The organism is Spirosoma endophyticum, from assembly GCF_900112365.1.
Taxonomy (GTDB): domain Bacteria; phylum Bacteroidota; class Bacteroidia; order Cytophagales; family Spirosomataceae; genus Spirosoma; species Spirosoma endophyticum.
The window spans coordinates 52,429-68,144 of record NZ_FOLQ01000003.1 but is presented as its reverse complement, the minus strand read 5'-3'; the positions used below and the strand labels follow the sequence as shown (position 1 = coordinate 68,144).

Below are 15,716 nucleotides of genomic sequence, written 5' to 3'. Positions count from 1 at the left end.
CAACTCATGACTATCGACTCAAAAATCACCTACCGCGTTGTCAGCCGCCACAAGCGAATGCTGGCTGACATCATTACTCCAGTCAGTATTTACCTGCGCATCCGCGATCGTTTCCTCAATAGCATTTTGCTCGAAAGCTCAGACTATCACGGAAGTGACAATAGCTTTTCCTACATCGCGTTCGACCCGGTTGCCCGTTTTTCGTATGACCGAAATGCTGGAGTAGCTGGTCAACTAACCGTAAAAATGCCGGGTGGCGATGAACAAACGAGCGAATTACCGGCCGATGGGATGCTGGACGCCTTTAAAGAGTTCAAAGCTAGTTTTCTGCACGAAAAAGCGCCGTTCCGATTCATTACCAACGGCCTGTTCGGTTATTTCAGCTATCCGGCGGTGCAGAGTTTTGAGGACATTACATTGCATGCACCGGTTCCCCCCGAAAACCAGATCCCGACGGCTGTTTTTACGGTATATCGCTACGTTCTGGCGATCAACCACTTTAAAGATGAGCTGTATCTGTTTGAGCATAGCTACCTCCGCGATGGTGAAACCGAGAGTTCGTCAACAACTGGTACCTTAGAACAGGACAGTCTCGACTACATTAGTGATTTGATCACGGGACGCAATTATCCTACGTATTCGTTCAGCACAGCCGGTCCCGAAGAATCGAATTTTACCGATGATGAATTCAAAGCCATTATCCAGAAAGGCAAAGATCATTGCCAGCGGGGCGACGTTTTCCAGATTGTATTATCACGCCGGTTTTCGACGCCATTTGTGGGGGATGAGTTCAATGTATATCGGGCGCTACGTTCGCTGAACCCCTCCCCTTATCTGTTTTATTTCGACTATGGCAACTACAAACTTTTCGGCTCCTCGCCCGAATCGCAGATTGTGGTGAAGGACCGCAAAGCCACAATTTATCCCATTGCCGGTACGTTCCGACGTACGGGTGATGACCTTCATGATGCCGAGCTGGCGCAGAAACTTTATGACGATCCCAAAGAGTCAGCCGAGCATGTCATGCTGGTCGATCTCGCCCGCAATGACCTCAGCCGCAACTGCGACGTAGTGAACGTCGAGACGTTTAAAGAAGTCCAATATTATTCGCACGTCATTCACCTCGTTTCGAAAGTGGTTGGCAACCTGACTGAAACCGCCGATCCGCTACAAATCGTGGCCGAAACGTTCCCCGCTGGAACACTTTCGGGTGCGCCTAAACACAACGCTATGCAACTGATTGACCGATACGAAAACCTGAGTCGTAGTTTTTACGCAGGTAGTATTGGCTACATGGGATTCGACGGTGAGTTCAATCACTGTATCATGATCCGGACGTTCATGAGTAAAGACAATACGTTGTATTATCAGGCCGGGGCTGGTGTTGTCGCCAAGTCGGTGGTTGAGAGCGAATCGCAGGAAGTTCATAACAAACTGGCCGCCTTACGGATGGCACTGGAGCAGGCAAAATCAATCTAATGTAACGCGGCTGGGAAGCCGCCATCTGTCTATTAAAGCGGGTTTCCTCCCGCCTTACACATGAAACTTTTAGTCTTAGATAACTACGATTCGTTCACCTACAACCTCGTTTACATTTTGCGGGAGTTAGGGCTGCGGCCAGACGTCATTCGAAACGACAAGATTTCCCTTGACGCTGCTGGGCAGTACGACAAAATTATGCTTTCGCCGGGACCGGGTATTCCATCCGAAGCGGGTATTATGCAGGATCTGGTACGTGAATACGGACCAACAAAAAGTATTCTGGGCATCTGTCTCGGTCATCAGGGCATTGGCGAAGTATATGGCGCATCCCTCGAAAACCTCGGTGATGTGTTACATGGCGTTGCCCATCGAACCACGGTTGTTGACCGATCCGAAAAACTATTTACTGACATTCCCGATGAATTGATGGTCGGCCGGTACCATTCCTGGACCGTTGTACCTGATTCGATGCCTATCGATTTACGGATAACGGCTGTCGACGAGCAAGGTCGCGTTATGGGGCTGTCGCATACGCGCTTCGACGTAAAGGGCCTGCAATTTCACCCCGAATCTGTCTTGACAGAGAACGGCGTGAAAATGATCAAAAACTGGTTAGCTATGTAGAGACGCCTATTTGCGTCTCCTGACCGGATGGTTCTGCAAATTGCTGACGAATCCGGAGGGGCAAACAAGCTGCACATAAAAACTCTAATGAAAGCGATTCTAAATCACCTTTTTGAATACAAATCCCTTACCAAGGACCAGGCTCGGCAGGTGCTGCTGGGTATTGGTCGAGGGGAATATAACCCGGCGCAAATTGCCTCGTTCCTGACGGTGTATATGATGCGGAGCCTCCGGCTGGAAGAACTGGAAGGATTCCGGGATGCCATGCTCGAACTTTGCCTACCCGTTGATCTGGATGCTTATGACCCTATGGATCTCTGCGGTACGGGTGGTGATGGGAAAGACACGTTTAATATCTCAACGCTCTCGTCGTTCGTGGTAGCTGGAGCGGGTCAGAACGTAGCAAAGCATGGCAATCACGGCGTATCGTCGCTGGTCGGATCGTCGACGGTGATGGAGCGACTTGGCTATCAGTTTACGAATGATGTTGGCGAGTTACAGCGCAAGGTGGAAACGGCGGGAATTTGTTTCCTGCATGCCCCGCTGTTCCACCCGGCCATGAAGAACGTAGCGCCTATCCGCCGTGACCTCGGGGTGAAAACATTTTTCAATGTATTGGGGCCGATGATCAACCCGGCAAAGCCTGCTAAACAGCTTGTTGGCGTCTTTAACCTTGAATTGGCGCGATTATATGCGTACCTTTATCAGCAAACCGACAAGCGGTTTATGATTCTGCACGCGCTTGATGGGTATGACGAAATTTCGTTGACGGGGCCGTTCAAAGTCATCAGTAATCAAACCGAGCAGGTGCTGGAGCCACAGCAGTTGGGCATGGATACGTTAACGCCCGAATCGCTGGCCGGTGGACAGACGTTGGATGAGTCGGCTCAGATTTTTTTGAACGTACTCAACGACGAATCAACAACCGCGCAAAAGCAGGCTGTTCTGGCCAATTCGGCCATGGCACTGTTGGCCGCAGGCAAAGCGAATACCCGTGAGGAAGCGGTTGCCATGGCCCGCGAATCACTGGAAAGCAAACGAGCATTGGCCTGTTTTAAGAAATTGATAGCATGACGATTCTTGACGAAATAATTGCCCAAAAACGAATTGAAGTAGAGCATCGCAAAGCAGCTACCCCGGTGTCCGGTCTGGAGCAAATGCCTGAATTCAGACGACTTGCCTTATCAGCACGCGACGCAGTTCAGGATTTATACTCGACAGGTATAATTGCCGAGTTCAAACGAAAATCGCCCTCAAAAGGCATCATTAACGATTGGGCCGACGTAGCAACCACGACACAAGGTTACGTAAAAGCCGGTGCAGCCGTGCTTTCAGTGCTGACCGACGAGCCATTTTTTGGAGGAATACCCGCCGATTTACAGGCCGCCCGACTGGCAAATCCAGGAACACCCATTCTGCGCAAGGATTTCATCGTTGATCAGTATCAACTTATTGAAGCCAAAGCCTGGGGTGCTGACGTGGTGTTGCTGATTGCCGCCTGCCTGACACCCGATGAAGTATCATTGCTAAGCCAACAGGCACACGATCTGAGCATGCAGGTTTTGCTGGAAGTCCACGACGAAGAGGAACTGGATCGCAGTCTGAATGTCAACGTCGATTTGGTGGGGGTCAACAACCGCAATCTCAAAACGTTTACTACGTCCATTGATACGTCACTTCGGCTGGTTGAGCGAATTCCTGATACGTTCGCCAAAATTACCGAAAGCGGTCTACACGATGCCGACACCATGTTAACCTTATTTCGGGCGGGCTTTGACGGTTTTCTAATTGGCGAAGCTTTCATGAAAACCAATGACCCAGCCGCAGCTTTAGCTACGTTAGTTTCTCAATATAACCTGAACAATACGCTATCAATTTAACTTGTACAGCCATGAAAATCAAAGTGTGCGGTCTGCGTGATGCCGACAACCTGAAAGAGATTGCCGCCCTTGGTCCTGACTTCGTTGGATTCATTTTCCATGACCAGTCCCCTCGCTTTGTTGGCGATGAGTTAGATGCGGATGTTGTGAAGACGCTGCCCCGCTCGATTCGGAAGGTCGGTGTTTTTGTGAACGCCAGCCCGGATTATATTTTGCGGAGTGTGAAAAAATATGATTTTCAGTATGTTCAACTGCACGGCAACGAAACGCCGGAGTATTGCCGGAGCCTGCGCAATCGGGGCATCAACATTATCAAAGCGTTTCGGGTCGATGAGTCGTTCAATTTTTCGATGCTGAACAACTTCAAAGCTCAGTGCGACTTTTTCCTCTTCGACGCCAAAGGCGATCAGCCCGGCGGCAACGGCGTTACGTTTGACTGGAGCATCCTGAGCCGATACGACAATGAGAAACCGTTCTTTATCAGTGGCGGCATTGGCCTGGACAACCTCGATCTATTGGCGGTTCTAAAAGGCATGAAACTGTACGGCGTGGACGTCAATAGCCAGGTCGAAACATCACCGGGCGTCAAAGACGTAGCAAAAGTAAAGGAACTCATCGCCCGCCTGCGGCCGATTGAAGAAGAAGAAACGGTATAATAATTCGGCAACTGCTACGCAATTAATCGTGTTATCTGACTAAACGACAACGCTGATGGAAACGACGAAAGAGCTAGAGCATATTCCACCCATGAAAAAGGGACAGCTAAATATCTACAAGCCCAGCGATATTAAGCGTTGGGGTGTTGAACGATTTCTAGAAGCAACAGCTGTACACGATCCATTCTTACTAGAGTTCCCTGAATTTACTGAAGAAGAAAACCGACGGATGGATGAATTACTGGCCGAAGGCGACAAAGGTGCTGTATGATTTATGATACGAACCTTCTGATTGGTCATATTCGTGAACGTAGCCTACCTCCCCTTCAAACCATTATATCAATCGTGGTTGTTGGTGAACTAGAAGCATTTTCCTTGAAAGCTGACTGGGGTGCACAGAAAATAGATTTTATGCGATATCTGATTGACAGATATCCAATTGGTGATATTGAATTTGACATCATCCCAGTATATGCCCAGCTTGATGCTTTCAGTCAGGGGAAACTCAAAACTGCACCGCTTAACTATTCCGCCCGGAATATGGGCAAAAATGATCTTTGGATTGCGGCTACTGCGCTGTATCTAGACATGGAATTACATACTACCGATAACGACTTTGACCGCACGGGCGGCCCCGCATCTCCCAACGTTAGGATTGCGCTTAGTAAAGCATTGATAATCATGCAAACCACTCTTGAACCCCAAACCTCTTTTGAGGTTACAAATAAAGGCTTTTACGGTCACTTCGGTGGAGCGTTCATTCCTGAAATGCTCTATCCGAACGTAGAAGAGCTTCGTCAGAATTATCTCAGCATCATTGCCGACCCAGCGTTTCAGGCCGAGTTCTGGCAGTTGCTCGAAGATTACGTCGGGCGGCCAACTCCGCTGTTCTTAGCCAAACGACTCTCTGCGAAACTCGGGGCTACGATTTACCTCAAGCGGGAAGATCTTTGCCACACAGGTGCGCACAAAATCAATAATACGATCGGACAGATTCTGGTCGCACAGCGATTGGGCAAAAAACGGATCGTGGCCGAAACGGGCGCGGGTCAACACGGCGTCGCTACGGCAACGGTGTGCGCCCTGATGGGTCTGGAGTGCATTGTCTATATGGGGAGTATCGACATGGAACGCCAGAAACCCAACGTTGACCGGATGCGGATGCTTGGTGCTACGGTCGTTCCGGCAACGTCGGGAAGTCAGACGCTCAAGGACGCCACCAATGAGGCCATGCGCCACTGGATTAATAACCCGGTTGATACGCACTACATCATCGGCTCGGTCGTGGGGCCGCACCCCTACCCTGATATGGTCGCCCGCTTTCAATCGGTTATTTCGGGAGAGGTTAGGAAACAACTATTTGCTAAAACGGGCAGCTCAAATCCAGACTACGTAGTGGCCTGCGTTGGTGGTGGCAGTAATGCAGCTGGGGCTTTCTATCATTACCTGAACGAACCGTCGGTACGTCTGGTTGCAGCCGAAGCCGCAGGGCAGGGTGTTACGTCAGGGCATTCGGCAGCCACAACGGCCCTGGGAAAACCCGGTGTATTGCACGGTAGCCGCACCATTCTGATGCAAACTGAAGACGGGCAGGTCATTGAGCCGTATTCGATTTCAGCGGGATTGGACTATCCAGGTATTGGCCCACTCCATGCGCACTTGTTTGAATCAGGCCGGGGTGATTTCTACGCCATTACGGACGATGAAGCCCTGGAGGCTGGTTTCGAACTAAGCAAGCTTGAAGGCATTATTCCAGCACTGGAATCAGCGCACGCGCTGGCCGCATTAGCCAAAATGAACCTTCAACCCGACGACGTAGTAGTCGTTTGTCTATCGGGCCGTGGAGATAAAGATTTAAGTACGTATTCGAAGTTTTTGTAGCATATACCCACGGGCTTTAGACCTTGTTATACAGTAAGTTACGGGTTAAATCCCGTGGATACATTTATGACCCTTACCCAAAACCGCATTACCGACCTGTTCGCGACTAAAAGCGAGCGGTTACTAAACGTATATTTTACCGCCGGATTCCCTTATCTCGACGACACGATGACTGTCCTGCGGGGCTTACAGGCGGCAGGCGTCGATTTAGTCGAAATTGGTATGCCCTACTCTGATCCGGTTGCCGACGGCGAAACCATTCAGCACAGCAACGAACGGGCGCTGGACAATGGCATGTCGTTGAAAACGTTGTTTTCGCAACTGGCCGATTGCCGAAGCGCTACGTCCGGTGAGCCAGTTACTGTACCGATTCTGTTGATGGGTTATATCAACCCCGTGATTCAATTTGGCATCGAAAATTTCTGCAAAAAGTGCCAGGAAGTAGGTGTCGATGGAGTAATTCTACCCGATTTGCCGCTGGATTTATTTCTGGATGAGTATGCACCGATCTTCCGCGAATATGGTATTCTGAATGTGCACCTCATTACGCCCCAAACGGCAGAAAGTCGTATTCGGCTCATTGATGAAGAATCTGACGGATTCATCTACATGGTTTCGTCGGCGAGCATTACAGGCTCGGTGAAAGGGGTTAGTGATTCCATGCGAACGTACTTTGAGCGAATCAATGCCATGAATTTGCGAAATCCACGGCTGATCGGCTTTGGCATCAACAACCACGAAACCTTCGATATGGCCAGCCAGTACGCTAACGGCGCTATTGTGGGTAGTGCTTTCATCCGGCATCTGGCCGAAAAAGGAACGTCGGCCGAGAGCATTCGGGCGTTTGTAGAAACGATTCGGGCGTAACGACTACCTTTGTAGCATGAATTCCGAGATTAATTTTGATAAATCGTCCGACGGTCTTATTCCTGCGGTGATTCAGGACGCTGAAACGGGCAAAGTTCTGATGCTGGGCTATATGAACCGTGAGGCATATGATAAAACCGTTGCCGAAAATGTTGTAACGTTTTTCAGCCGAAGCAAGCAGCGACTCTGGACCAAAGGCGAAACCTCCAATAACTTTCTGCACGTCCAGACTATCCTAATCGACTGCGACGGCGATACGTTGCTGATTAAAACCAATCCTGCCGGACCGACTTGCCACACAGGAGCCGATACCTGTTTTGATGAAGTCAATCAGGGCCGGGGCCAGTTTCTGAACTACCTCCAGGGCATTATCCACGACCGGAAAGTTAATCCATCAGAGAAATCATACACGACAAACCTTTTCAACCGGGGCGTCAATAAGATTGCGCAGAAGGTTGGGGAAGAAGCCGTTGAACTGGTCATCGAAGCCAAAGACGATAACGACGATCTGTTCAAAGGCGAAGCGGCTGATCTTCTCTTCCACTTTCTGGTGCTTCTAGAGCAGAAAAATATGAATCTGGATGACATTATAGCCGTGTTAAAGGCCCGCCATCAAAAACAATAGTTTCAGGTTTGCAGTTTGGTTTTCAACCTCGGCAGGCACCAAAAGGGTGTTTGCGCAAGGTTGCTCACCAAACACACTTTTTTCATGGGACTTATTATCCGTATTCTTATTAGCGCGGTAGCCGTTTGGGTTGCAGCTTATTTTATTCCCGGCGTTTCTGTTTCAGGCGGTGCTGGTACGTACATAATGGTAGCCATTGTACTGGGTTTTCTGAACGCGTTCATTAAACCAATTCTTACGATTCTTACTATCCCCATTACAGTTATCACGCTCGGTCTGTTTTTACTGGTCCTCAACGTATTGATGGTTTACCTGACGGCTTATCTGATCCCCAGTTTTCACGTTTCAGGATTTATTGCGGCACTACTCTTCAGTTTTGTCGTGTCCATTATTACAGCCCTGATTGACGCTATTGTTTAAGCAATTTCATAACACCAATAACCAAACGTGCCATAACTTCAGCAGTTATGGCACGTTTGGTTTCGTAGAATAGCACTTTTTACGTAGGTTTCGGGAGAACGAGCGCAGTGAATGATGAATTTCCTGCTCAATCTTATTCCGAAACTAACATGACGTTTATTCAAACTCCCGATGCGCCTGTTCCGGGTGGACATTATTCACAGGCCGTGGTCCACGGTGATATGGTTTTTGTGTCCGGGATTCTGCCCATTACACCCACTGGCGAAAAATTAACCGATGCTACCGTTGCGGAGCAAACGCAGCAAATCTTACTAAATCTTGATGCTATTCTAAAAGCGGCTGGCAGCAAGCGAGCGAGTGTATTAAAAGTCAGTGTTTTTATCTCAGACATCAGCGCCTGGGGCACGGTCAATCAACTATACGCGGAGTTCTTCGGCGACCATCGTCCGGCCCGTTCGGTTGTTCCTTGCTCCCCTCTGCATTATGGGTTTGGCATTGAATTAGAAGCGATTGCAACAACGACGTAAGGCGAGTGGAAACCTGTCGAACCAAACTGGAGATCGCTGATTTCCACCCGCGTTACTCTTAGCTTACTTCACTTTCACCCGTTCTCCGGCGGAGTGAGCCGAAAATTCGGGGGCATAAAAACATTGCACTGTCGCCACACCCGCCGAAAAATCACCGGTTTGCGCAACGCGCAGGTCATACTCAAACACATGTGTACCCACGGGTAGGTAGCTCATGAAGAAATCAGTGCTGGCGTCGCGGGGCGATTCGTAATAACCAAGGCCATTTTGGTATTTATAGCCTGACAAGGCTACCACGGGTTCAAAGCCAGACGCTCGACCATCTTTCAGGTGAACGTACTCCATTACCCGATCCGTTTTCAGTACCAGCCGAACTTTGATCAAATCGCCGGGCTTGATGGCCGTTTGTGACGCTACGGGCGAGATGATCGGCCCGCTTGGCGAATCGTGCTGCACGTACAGCGTTTTTTGAACCGACAGACCCGCACTTCCCGGCATCACCCGATCCAGTGGTTCGAAATGTTGCCAGTATAGAGCGCCCCAGGCCGGGCCGTCAGCTTTTTTCGTGATCTGAATCACACCCATTTCCGGCTTGATTTCGGAAGCTGCGTACGTCACTTTTTCATAGCCGGTGATGGCGTCCGACTTCGTAACGCGACTTTCGATGGGCTGACCACCCAGACTCACCTGTGTGCTGACGCCCGTTCCGAGCCAGTCGCTACCACGTAGCAACAAGGCATAAATGGCTTCGGTTGTGGCCTTAGTCGATGACCACGACTGCGTTTGTTTCTGCCGCAGGAGCCAGCGTTTCATATTATCGACCGCAACCCGATCCTGCTTTATTTCATCAAACGCTTCGATCAGATACGCCTGCGTTTCGATGGGTGTTTGATACCAATATAGGCCGCTCGTGTTATCGGGCCAGTACGTTCCCAACTCCTCCGACTCACGCGTCCGCTCCCCTAATGAGCGAACAATGTCCCCGGCCGTCTTTGAATCTCCTAGCCGATGTAAAGCCAACGCAGAGAGAGCCTGCCCCTGTAAACTTTGCTTGATCCACTCATCGGCCACCCGCTGCTTTAAGTAGGCAAGTACAGTTTTGTCGACGGGTTTGTCCAGGTAGAAACTGCGCGCGTAGAGATACTGTGTCGCCGAAAAATACCACGGGCCAACTACTTTTTTCTTTTGTTCATCATTCTTTTTCTGCTCATCAACCCAAAGCTTCATTTCGGCATCGGCATATCGGATCGCATTGGCTTGCATTTCACTTAATTTCGGCTCTAACTCATCAGGAAATTTGACGCCTAATTTTTGTAAATGGCCAAATCCGCTCAGAATGTGCAAGGTCATTGACAAGTTCGGCTGCATGCCACCAAACCAAATGAATCCTCCCCCACCCGTCTGAAGTTGCTGAAGCTTCTCGAAGGCGCGAACCTGCTCACTCTCCATTCGATTCTGGTCCAGAAGCTGTCCTAATTTTGCCTGACGATCGGCTTCAGATCGGGCGTCTGCTAACCAGGGCGAGTTTTCCAACGTAACCGCTTTCAGCTCTTCATTCGACTGAAGCGGACCTTTCGGCGGATTTTTCTGCCACTCTGCAATCACCTGTTTAAAAGCCGGTTTGCTACCGACAATATGTGCCGCCAGGCTATTGGCGTACAAGCGGCTAAACAACTGCTCGGCGCATTCATAGCGATACTCCATTAGGTATGGCAGCGATTGCAGCGCATACCAACTCGGGTTACTCGTCACCTCCACCGTTAGTCGCTCATGTTGAACGGGCAGTTCGGGATTCAGATTTGTGAGTGGTTTCAGTTTAAATTCTTTCGTTTCCCGGCCATTCACCCAAAACGGCTGGCTATCGGTCACCAGCATCCGGTTGGGTAGTACGGGCACCGTAAACTCTTCACCATCGGTAAAACTGCCAGCCTGTGCTGTTAAGCGACACGTAACAGTTTCGAGACCCGCCGGAACAACCAGCGTCCAGCCAACCACTTGCCCCTGACCAGCGGCAATGGTCGCCGATGTTTGCAGACTACTACGTATTAGTTTCTGGTTAAGGGGCTCACCAGTAATCGCATCCGTTAAACTAAGGATCGCCGTCGCTGACAGTGTTTTTCCGCTTAAGTTATTCACACGGGCTGTTACCCGAATGGAATCCCCTTCGCGCAGGAAACGTGGTGTATTCGCCGTGATCATCAACTCTTTCTGAGTAATGATCTCTCGTTCCAACGTACCGGTTTTCAGGTCTTTTGTATGCGCGAACGTCAGCAACCGCCAGCGTGTGAGCGCTTCGGGCATCGTAAACGTCAGGACAACCCTGCCCCGTTCATCGGCTCTTAGTTGCGGCAGAAAAAACGCCGTTTCGTTGAAGTTTTTGCGGGGATTTATTAATTCAGGCTGTTTGGGAGGCCCATCGTTAGCGGCTGATTGGGTCTGACCAGGCGCCACGGCATCAGCAGAAGCCATCCTGGCGGCCATTGGCGCAGCGCCCCCCCGTAGGCTTATTTTTGCTACGGCCCCGGTTAGTTCTCGCTTTTGAGCAGTGCCATATCCTGTCACAACGACTTCACTCAATGCACGTGCATCTGGCATCAATTGGAATGCTGTTGCTTTTTTGATAGTTACCTCATTTGTTACGTATCCAATTGCCGAAAAAACCAGTGTGACTGCTTGATTTACCGAATCCGCTACAAGTGAAAATTGACCTTTGGCGTCAGACACAGCCCCAATAACGGTGCCCTGCATCAAAATATTAATGCCTGGCACGGCCGAACCATTTTTAAGCTTCGCTGTCCCACTAATCACTTTACCCGTTCGCCGAATCAGTATGCGAACAGCCTGATCCGACTCTTCTAATGTCCGATTATGTAGGAATGGCCGTTTTCCGTAAGGAAGAAACTGGTAGCCCATCCAGCCTAACTGATCATATTGGCGAGCCGGTGCGGGAGGTTCTGTTCTGTACCGATAAGAGACCGCAACACTCGATTTCGCATTGAAACCAGCCGACTGCCAACCATAAAAAATCGGCGAATACGTTTGATAAAACTCCGTTGGCCAGTCAAGTCGATCGAACGCATCCAGCGAGGCATCATAGAGCGTTGCCATCATCTCAGCGGGCTGATTGTCTAGTCCACTGATAGTTAGCGTCCATTTTTCGCGCTCGCCGGGCTTGAGTTTATCGCGGAATGTCTGCGTTTCAATCTGAAGTTTCTTATTGGTAAACGGTACCGTAATAAGCTGCGATTTCTGGTAAAGCCGTCCGTTCTGTATCATGGCAAAATGTATAGCAAAACCACCCCGCAACTTTTCGGTGACGGGCAACGTAACGCGCCGAGGTTTCCCATCGGTCTTAATCCATTCCTGCCGGACAACTTTGCGATTTTCTTCTACCGTCATCAATAGCCAGCCCGGCTGGCTATTTCCAACCCAGAAGATGGCTTCTTCGCCGGGTTCAGCCGTGGCTTTACGGACCTGTACCCAACTGTCAATTCGGGCCGAGGCAATGGGCTGCTTGTCGTTCACAACGGCGAAATAGGCCTTGTCGCGGGTTGTTTCGCCAGCCGAGTCAGTTACGGTTAACTCCGCTACGTATTCACCGGGAACGTAGCGACTCAGGTCTGGCTTGACCAGCGAATCCGCAGGCGTTGTAATCGTTTGCTGCTGCACTACTTCACCTTTGGACCACGACCGAGGATCATTTTCATTCGCATACAAATCGTTCGGAAACAATTGCTCAAACTCGGCTTTGCTTAAAAACTGGCGGTCGGGCCGACTCCACAAGCGATTACGTAGTGGTCGAGTTGGCGGTTGCAGCCGATAAATGGTCAACTGCCCTTTTGCTGATACATTCTCACCCGACTGATTCGTGATTTTTACCGGAAAAGTCGTTGGCTTATCGACCTCAACCTGCGCCGGAATGGATAAGCTGGCCTGCAACGCCGAGTAGCCGATACGTAGCGTTTGGGTGGCACTACGTGTTTCGCCCGCCCGGTCGGTTACGTCAATCGTCACCTCAAAATCAAAGATCGGGTTGTCCTCGCGGGATTTTTCAAGGTCAGGCGTCGCTGTAAACGAAATGCTGATGTTGCCTTTTATATCCGTTTGGGTTGTTCCGTTAGCAATTTCAGTTTGGTTCGTGTTCCTGGGAACGTACCACCAATCCCAGCGCTGCCGGAGCTTGCGCACGACCCGATAACGCACTGCTGCTCCATCGACAACCGCCCCCGAAAAAGTTTTTGCTTCTGCCGTTAGCGCAACCGTCTGACCCAGTTTAAAAGATTGCTTTATTGGCTTGGTCTTCACCTCAAATGTCGGCCGTTTGTATTCTTCCACCTGAACACTCGTGCCACCATATTCTGTTTGCAAACTCATTGCTCCGGTCAAGCGCCCGACGGGAGCCGTAAAGCTGGCCGTGAACGTACCGAATTCGTTCGTTCTTAGCGTTTGACTGGCTATTCGCTCGCCATTCTGATCAAGAAATTCAACGGCGACAGCCCGGTTGGTAACGACATCCAATTGGTTTTCTTTTCCTTCATAGATAAGTCCCTTAACGTAAATCAACTGACCCGGGTGGTAAATGGCCCGATCAGTAAAGAGCTTGGCATATGTTTGAATAGGATTAGTAGTTGGATTACCGAAATAATTGTAGTGATATTGTTTATTGGAAAGTAACGTATCAGCGCCATCGACAAGCAGGTATTGAAAACTGGTCTGTTTGGGCATATCGCTCGTTGGCATCCTGATCCAGCCTTTCACATCCGTTTTTAATGGCTTAAGGCTGGCAAGCCACGACAATTTTGTTGAGCTAACCAGCGAAACCAACACATTTTTCATCGGTTCGCCGGTTAAGCGGTTTGTCACAACGACGGCTTGATTTGTTTGAGCTATGTCGGCCGGTAATATCAAATAACCCAGGGATGATACGACAAAATCAGCGAACTGAACGGCTTCGGTTTTATCCTGAAATTTATCGTCGGTCGTAGCCAAAAGCATATAATGTCCAAGTGGCAGGCCAGTCAGTGGTATCTCGACCGAGTGTCGATTAAGGTCGCCGTCATCAGGCAACGTAACAGTTTTTTCAAATACGCCAGCTCGTTTTAACAACTTGATGAATAGCGTTTTCCGCTGTTCGTCTTTATCCATGTTATCGTGATACGTTTGCATCTCCGATACGTTTATCTTCACAACTCGGTATAAAACCTTGCTTACATTCTGGTAGCTCACCAAGGCCCGAAATGGTTGTTGTGGTACATTCACCTGTTCCACCTGAAGTGAATAGGTTGGCAACAACAGCCTGCTCAACAACTGATCGGCCTTTTTGCCGTTCAGCGTTTTCGGGAATCGCTTGGTTAAATCCCGGCAGATATCGGCGGCTCGCTTATTGTTCCATCGCGATGGATTGGTTGAGACCGGGTCAGACGATGGTTCATCGCCGTCATCTAACGGACGAACCGGTTGACCATGGTTAGCTAAAAACTCGGCTAGCTGATAGGCGTACGCAGCTTCGGCAGGCGCATTTTTGAAGCGGGCCATCTGCTTTTCGAGCGTCTGTTTATAAAGAGTGTCCCGCTCTGGCGCAACGCTATGCTGATGGACAAACGCTAGCCGCAGTACATCAGCATCGGCCAATGCATCAGGCTGATTATCCGACAGATGAAATGCCAATAATTGCTGATACAAAAGCAGCGCCTGATAACGACCCGACAGTGAATCCTGACTTTGGATGGTTAGTTTCGCGAATACATCTGGTCCGGCGAGGTAGTCAGCTTTATCAAGTTCAAATTTGAAAACTGGCTTCAATAGGTCCGGTTCGGTGTTTTGGAAGAATCCGATGGCCCGGTGTCCCAACAAATCATAGAGCGTCGGACGTAGTGGACGTGCATCTGCATCCCCTTTGTCCAGCAACGCATCATATGCCGAAATAGGCGTTTTTTGTAAGAGGGCTTTCTCCTGAACCGAAGCTAGATACGCCGATGTTATGGCGTCAATCAGTTGATGGGCATCCCAACTTGTGAAATCCGCTGTCGAATCAGCGGCCTTTCCGGGCTTATCCGTTACGTTGTTTACAGCTGATCGGCCTTTGGTTGCCCGGCCTATTGTGGCCCGATCATAAAACTTGTACCGGTTCTGCTGGAAATACTGCCAGTAACAATCCGCCAAAACCGATTGTAAAACCGACCGCGCCGGTTCTGGCGTTTCGACAATGTCAGTTTTGAGCGCTTTAACCAGCTCTACATACGCATTCTCATCCGAGTAACTACGAAAAATCATCCGGTGCATGGCCGCCTTAGCCACCTGTGGATAGTTTTGGGTGGACTTGGCCTCTTTATAAATCCGGTTAGCAATTTCCAGCGCTGATTTTGGTAAACCCTTGCCTGCCAATGAATCAGCTCGTCGCCAATCGCGGGCGTAATCGGGTTGTGGCTTATTTTGCGCCGACGCGGCTAGCGCGAAAAAGAAAAGAATAACTGACAGATAGGGATACATAAGTCGTAACACAGGTAGGTCGTTGGGATAGATGAAAGTACAGTTGTTTTTCCACAACGTTCGCGACTATGACTCAGATTTAGGCACAAGGGTTTAATGCTGCGAAGCGCACCTCATAGAAAGGTGGGCGAGGGTCAATCAACTGATTGAGCCCGAAGTACATGCATGGATATAATTTTCATAGTGGAAATCAACGCTCTACACACTCAAATCTACATTTACCTGCTTATATTGAACCCTTACTACGTATTCACTCATCAACACT

General features: G+C 49.6%; 12 protein-coding genes. 11 read left to right on the top strand and 1 reads right to left on the bottom strand.

Annotation, left to right across the window (positions count from 1 at the left end; genetic code table 11):
- Positions 1-6 precede the first annotated feature (6 nt).
- The 11 genes from BM202_RS09410 (at position 7) to BM202_RS09360 (ending at position 8,962) form a co-directional block, all read left to right on the top strand.
- Positions 7-1,479: an anthranilate synthase component I family protein gene (locus tag BM202_RS09410; RefSeq protein WP_093825330.1), complete on the top strand. Its 1,473-nt coding sequence runs from the start codon at positions 7-9 to the stop codon at positions 1,477-1,479.
- A 60-nt stretch (positions 1,480-1,539) separates the two neighbouring features.
- Positions 1,540-2,106 (top strand): anthranilate synthase component II, encoded by a 567-nt coding sequence (locus BM202_RS09405; RefSeq protein WP_093825328.1) that lies wholly within the window; start codon positions 1,540-1,542, stop codon positions 2,104-2,106.
- A gap of 87 nt (positions 2,107-2,193) precedes the next feature.
- Positions 2,194-3,180, top strand: a complete 987-nt coding sequence (gene trpD, locus BM202_RS09400) for an anthranilate phosphoribosyltransferase (protein ID WP_093826223.1) — start codon at positions 2,194-2,196, stop codon at positions 3,178-3,180.
- Positions 3,177-3,986, top strand: coding sequence for an indole-3-glycerol phosphate synthase TrpC (gene trpC / locus BM202_RS09395; protein WP_093825326.1), 810 nt, complete (start codon positions 3,177-3,179; stop codon positions 3,984-3,986). The genes trpD and trpC overlap by 4 nt, the downstream gene beginning before the upstream one ends.
- An 11-nt stretch (positions 3,987-3,997) precedes the next feature.
- The gene (locus tag BM202_RS09390) at positions 3,998-4,642 is read left to right on the top strand and encodes a phosphoribosylanthranilate isomerase (protein WP_093825324.1); all 645 of its coding nucleotides are present in this window, start codon (positions 3,998-4,000) and stop codon (positions 4,640-4,642) included.
- Positions 4,643-4,697: 55 nt separating this feature from the next.
- Entirely contained in the window at positions 4,698-4,913 is a 216-nt protein-coding gene (locus BM202_RS09385) for a hypothetical protein (RefSeq protein WP_093825322.1), read from the top strand.
- A 410-nt stretch (positions 4,914-5,323) separates the two neighbouring features.
- On the top strand, positions 5,324-6,523 hold the full coding sequence (trpB, locus tag BM202_RS09380; protein ID WP_093826221.1) for a tryptophan synthase subunit beta: 1,200 nt from the start codon (positions 5,324-5,326) through the stop codon (positions 6,521-6,523).
- A 66-nt stretch (positions 6,524-6,589) separates the two neighbouring features.
- Positions 6,590-7,390: a tryptophan synthase subunit alpha gene (gene trpA / locus BM202_RS09375; protein ID WP_093825320.1), complete on the top strand. Its 801-nt coding sequence runs from the start codon at positions 6,590-6,592 to the stop codon at positions 7,388-7,390.
- Between the two features lie 16 nt (positions 7,391-7,406).
- A complete protein-coding gene (gene hisIE / locus BM202_RS09370; protein ID WP_093825318.1) occupies positions 7,407-8,015 on the top strand; it encodes a bifunctional phosphoribosyl-AMP cyclohydrolase/phosphoribosyl-ATP diphosphatase HisIE in 609 nt (202 codons plus the stop codon).
- Positions 8,016-8,099: 84 nt separating this feature from the next.
- Positions 8,100-8,435: a phage holin family protein gene (locus BM202_RS09365; protein ID WP_093825316.1), complete on the top strand. Its 336-nt coding sequence runs from the start codon at positions 8,100-8,102 to the stop codon at positions 8,433-8,435.
- A gap of 149 nt (positions 8,436-8,584) precedes the next feature.
- Positions 8,585-8,962, top strand: a complete 378-nt coding sequence (locus BM202_RS09360; protein WP_093825314.1) for a RidA family protein — start codon at positions 8,585-8,587, stop codon at positions 8,960-8,962.
- A gap of 63 nt (positions 8,963-9,025) precedes the next feature.
- Here BM202_RS09360 and BM202_RS09355 read toward each other — a convergent pair whose 3' ends face one another.
- On the bottom strand, positions 9,026-15,451 hold the full coding sequence (locus BM202_RS09355) for an alpha-2-macroglobulin family protein (protein WP_093825312.1): 6,426 nt from the start codon (positions 15,449-15,451) through the stop codon (positions 9,026-9,028).
- Positions 15,452-15,716: the final 265 nt, after the last annotated feature.

Bases quoted from the DNA above. Each gene is read 5' to 3' on its own strand.
- BM202_RS09365 (WP_093825316.1), top strand. From the start codon at position 8,100: ATGGGACTTATTATCCGTATTCTTATTAGCGCGGTAGCCGTTTGGGTT.
- BM202_RS09405 (WP_093825328.1), top strand. From the start codon at position 1,540: ATGAAACTTTTAGTCTTAGATAACTACGATTCGTTCACCTACAACCTC.
- trpB (WP_093826221.1), top strand. From the start codon at position 5,324: ATGCAAACCACTCTTGAACCCCAAACCTCTTTTGAGGTTACAAATAAA.
- trpA (WP_093825320.1), top strand. From the start codon at position 6,590: ATGACCCTTACCCAAAACCGCATTACCGACCTGTTCGCGACTAAAAGC.
- BM202_RS09360 (WP_093825314.1), top strand. From the start codon at position 8,585: ATGACGTTTATTCAAACTCCCGATGCGCCTGTTCCGGGTGGACATTAT.
- hisIE (WP_093825318.1), top strand. From the start codon at position 7,407: ATGAATTCCGAGATTAATTTTGATAAATCGTCCGACGGTCTTATTCCT.
- BM202_RS09390 (WP_093825324.1), top strand. From the start codon at position 3,998: ATGAAAATCAAAGTGTGCGGTCTGCGTGATGCCGACAACCTGAAAGAG.
- trpC (WP_093825326.1), top strand. From the start codon at position 3,177: ATGACGATTCTTGACGAAATAATTGCCCAAAAACGAATTGAAGTAGAG.
- BM202_RS09410 (WP_093825330.1), top strand. From the start codon at position 7: ATGACTATCGACTCAAAAATCACCTACCGCGTTGTCAGCCGCCACAAG.
- BM202_RS09355 (WP_093825312.1), bottom strand. From the start codon at position 15,451: ATGTATCCCTATCTGTCAGTTATTCTTTTCTTTTTCGCGCTAGCCGCG.
- trpD (WP_093826223.1), top strand. From the start codon at position 2,194: ATGAAAGCGATTCTAAATCACCTTTTTGAATACAAATCCCTTACCAAG.
- BM202_RS09385 (WP_093825322.1), top strand. From the start codon at position 4,698: ATGGAAACGACGAAAGAGCTAGAGCATATTCCACCCATGAAAAAGGGA.